This window comes from Mesorhizobium sanjuanii (assembly GCF_002529485.1).
GTDB lineage: Bacteria > Pseudomonadota > Alphaproteobacteria > Rhizobiales > Rhizobiaceae > Mesorhizobium > Mesorhizobium sanjuanii.
In genome coordinates, this window is sequence record NZ_NWQG01000218.1 from 1 (window position 1) to 3,526 (window position 3,526).

Genomic DNA, 3,526 nt, shown 5'->3' on the forward strand with positions numbered 1-3,526 from the left:
GGACAAGGCCGCGACCGCGGCGATCCAGTCGCTGGCCGAGGCGCGTGAAACGCGCGTCCGCGCCGAAGAGCGGCTGACCGCCGCCGACGAGAGGCGGCTGGAGGTCGAGGCGCGTATCCAGGAAACGCTGAACACGCCGCCGCATCTGGTCATCCGCCATACTGGCCTCGAAGCCGACAGCCCGATGCCTGAAATGGCCGAGATCGAGCGTCAGCTCGACCGGTTGAAGATCGAGCGCGAACGGCTTGGCGCCGTCAATTTGCGCGCCGAGGAGGAACAGAAGGAACTGTCCGACCGGCTGGAGACCATCGTTTCCGAGCGCGAGGACATCATTGAGGCGATCCGCAAGCTCAGGCAGGCGATCCAGAGCCTGAACCGCGAAGGCCGCGAACGGCTGCTCGCTGCCTTTGAGGTGGTCAACGGCCATTTCCAGCGGCTGTTCTCGCATCTGTTCGGCGGCGGCACGGCCGAATTGCAACTGATCGAATCCGACGACCCGCTCGAGGCCGGTCTCGAGATCCTTGCCCGCCCGCCCGGCAAGAAGCCGCAGACCATGACGCTGCTGTCCGGCGGCGAGCAGGCGCTGACGGCGATGTCGCTGATCTTCGCCGTGTTCCTGACCAATCCGGCGCCGATCTGCGTGCTCGACGAGGTCGACGCGCCGCTGGATGACCACAATGTCGAGCGTTTCTGCAATCTCATGGACGAAATGGCCAATACCACCGAGACGCGTTTCGTCATCATCACGCACAACCCGATCACCATGGCGCGCATGAACCGGCTGTTCGGCGTGACGATGGCCGAGCAAGGCGTAAGCCAGCTCGTATCGGTCGACCTGCAGGCGGCCGAAGCCATGCGCGAGGCGAGCTGAAGCATCGATAACGCGGCTTGCCGGTGGCCTCAATTCCGGCTTTCGATTATAGCACGACATGAAGCGGACGGTTTCCGTCCGATAGTTGTGCGTGTGGAGAACCTCGTTGCCTGTACTCGTCACTGGAGCCGCGGGGTTCATCGGCAGCCATGTCTGCCATCATCTCCTCGACAGGGGAGAGGCGGTGGTCGGCGTCGACAACATGAACGACTATTACGATCTGGCGCTCAAGAAGGGTCGGCTCGCCCGCCTTCTGCCCCACCGGGATTTTTCATTTCACCAGCTCGATATTGCCGCACCGGGCGCGCTTACCACCGCCCTGGCCGGCAAGGGCATCGTCAGGATTGTCCATCTCGCCGCGCAGGCGGGCGTGCGCCACTCCCTCGACAATCCCCGGCTCTATGTCCGCTCCAACGTCATGGGCCATCTCGAAGTGCTCGAATTCTGCCGCGCCGAGCCCGCATTCGAGCATCTGGTCTATGCTTCGTCGAGCTCCGTCTATGGCGGCAATCGCACCGTGCCGTTCAGTGAGGCCGACCAGGTCGACAAGCCCGTGTCGCTCTACGCCGCCACCAAGAAGGCGGATGAGCTGATGAGCCATACCTACGCCCATCTCTTCGGCATCCCGCAAACCGGCCTGCGGTTTTTCACCGTCTATGGTCCCTGGGGCCGGCCCGACATGGCCTATTGGATATTCACCCAGGCCATGCTCGAGGGTAGGCCGATCCGGGTGTTCAACAATGGCGAGATGTGGCGCGATTTCACCTATGTCGACGATGTGGTGAAGGCCGTCGTTGCCGTGCTCGACAAGCCCCCCACGGAGGTTCCGCCGAACAGGCTTTACAATGTCGGCAACAACCGGCCGGTGCGGCTGGGCGATTTCATCGACATTCTGGAAAAGCTGCTCGGTGTCGCGGCGATCCGCAAGAACGAGCCAATGCAGACGAGCGATGTGGAGCGAACCTATGCCGACATCGCGGCGCTGCAGCGCGATTTCGGCTTCCGGCCGAGCGTTTCGATAGAGGATGGCCTGAAGAAGTTTGTCGACTGGTACCGGTCGGAATGGATGGCGCTGTCCGCAACAAACCGGGAGTAGCCAGCCGAAAAGCGCGCCCGCATGAATTCCATCACACGACGCGCTCCAAGGTGGCAAAGCCGAGCCGGAAGCTAATTTTCCAGGCGTAGCTGCTTCACGTCACAAGGCTTCAGATCACAACGAGTGATGTTGCCATGGGAAATGCGTGGCGAACTGCGCTTGAGATGCGCCTCCGTGTTCATCATCGTCGAACGAGAGCGCCCCGGTCAAACTGTTATGGATGACACGGTCGGAACTGTCATGGCCAGAAAAAGCGTGAGAAAGTCCCGCCGGCTTGGGTCCCGCAAGAGCGGAGTGATCAAGGTCGATCTTGTCCTGAGACTTGTTCGACTCGATGTTCCTGTCGGTATGGCCGGTGCCGAAATTCGTCTTGAAAACGAAGGCATCGTGGCCTCTGTATCCGCCCAAGCTGTCGCTATTGGCGCTAACCCTGCCATGGGCAGTGTGGGAGAACCCCGTCGTCGGCAAGGTTGGCCGCCGTCCTATCGGCGCGGTTGGCATTGGCGTGACTGTTCCCCCAGCCGTCAGAAAACGACTGGCTCAGCGCGGCCAGCGTCCGGTCGACGCTGCTGCCCCCGCTCGCCTTGTCGACCTGGTAGTTATGGTTGCCGCCATGGTCTCCTCCCATTCTGTCGGTGCTGGCGAATGCGCGGAATCCATCGCCACCATCGGTGATATGACTGTCATGGTTGGCCTTGGGGTGGGAAGGCGCGGTCGCGGTAGAACTGCTGTCGCTGGTGTCGACGTGGGCAGAGGTCGCCGCAGTAGCTTTGCTGTTGCTTGTATCAGCGCGGGAAGGAGCCGTCACGGTGGAACCGCTGTCGCCCGTATCCGTACTGGAAGGGGTAGTTGGCGTTGTGGGAGCAGTCGGCGTCCCGGCATCACTCAGATTGTGTTCCCTGAAGAAGGCTTGCAGGGTCGGGGAGTGTTCGAGCGCGGTGTCGCCTTCCTGCTCGCCCCAGGCATAGGCGAAGTCGAAGGCGGGATTGGGAACCAGCTTTTCCCAATGGTCCATCATGGTCTGCAACTGGTCCGTCGTGGGCATGACATATTTGCCGCCCGTATTGGTCGTCCAATTGCCGCCGCCGAAGGTCTGGTAGACCGGAACGATTTGGCTGATCGGGATACCCGAGGCCACCGCGGCCGCCACCGATCTGTCGATCATGTCGTAGTCGACGGTGCTGGTGCCGGTGCGCACCGGATAAGGGTCCAAGCCGAACAGATCGATATGGGTGTTGGCATAGTTGTAGGTGTTGGAATAATCCGGGTTTGCGGCGGAGCCCATGTCCATCAGGGTGATGAAGGTCTTGGCGCCCGGCACATTGGAATGGATGTAATCGGATTCCGCTCTCAGGTCGGCCGCATCCACCTGGGTGTGGTACTTGCCGGTTGGATCCGGCTCATCGACGAGAAAGAACCCGTACAGCTTCGGATTGCCGATGAAGGGGGTGACCTTGTCGATGAAGGACTGGGTTACGCCTTCGCCCTCGTTGAGCCAGATCAGGCCCTTCGAGCCCTCTGGCAATTCGTTGAGCTGCTCGACGGTTTGAACATCAACC

Annotated in this window: 4 protein-coding genes; 2 read left to right on the forward strand and 2 right to left on the reverse strand. The window is 61.4% G+C overall.

The features are described from left to right. Positions 1-871, forward strand: an 871-nt coding sequence (locus CN311_RS27200; protein ID WP_165779868.1) for an AAA family ATPase, incomplete at its 5' end; no start/stop codon positions are given. A gap of 106 nt (positions 872-977) precedes the next feature. Continuing rightward, positions 978-1,967: an NAD-dependent epimerase/dehydratase family protein gene (locus CN311_RS27205; RefSeq protein WP_097576728.1), complete on the forward strand. Its 990-nt coding sequence runs from the start codon at positions 978-980 to the stop codon at positions 1,965-1,967. Positions 1,968-2,081: 114 nt separating this feature from the next. On the opposite strand, the gene CN311_RS32340 is transcribed toward CN311_RS27205, so the two are convergent. Both CN311_RS32340 and CN311_RS33550 read right to left on the reverse strand, forming a co-directional pair. Beyond that, positions 2,082-2,375: a hypothetical protein gene (locus CN311_RS32340; RefSeq protein WP_133117272.1), complete on the reverse strand. Its 294-nt coding sequence runs from the start codon at positions 2,373-2,375 to the stop codon at positions 2,082-2,084. Between the two features lie 16 nt (positions 2,376-2,391). Further along, the coding region (locus CN311_RS33550; protein ID WP_245440969.1) for a hypothetical protein at positions 2,392-3,526 on the reverse strand (1,135 nt) is incomplete at its 5' end.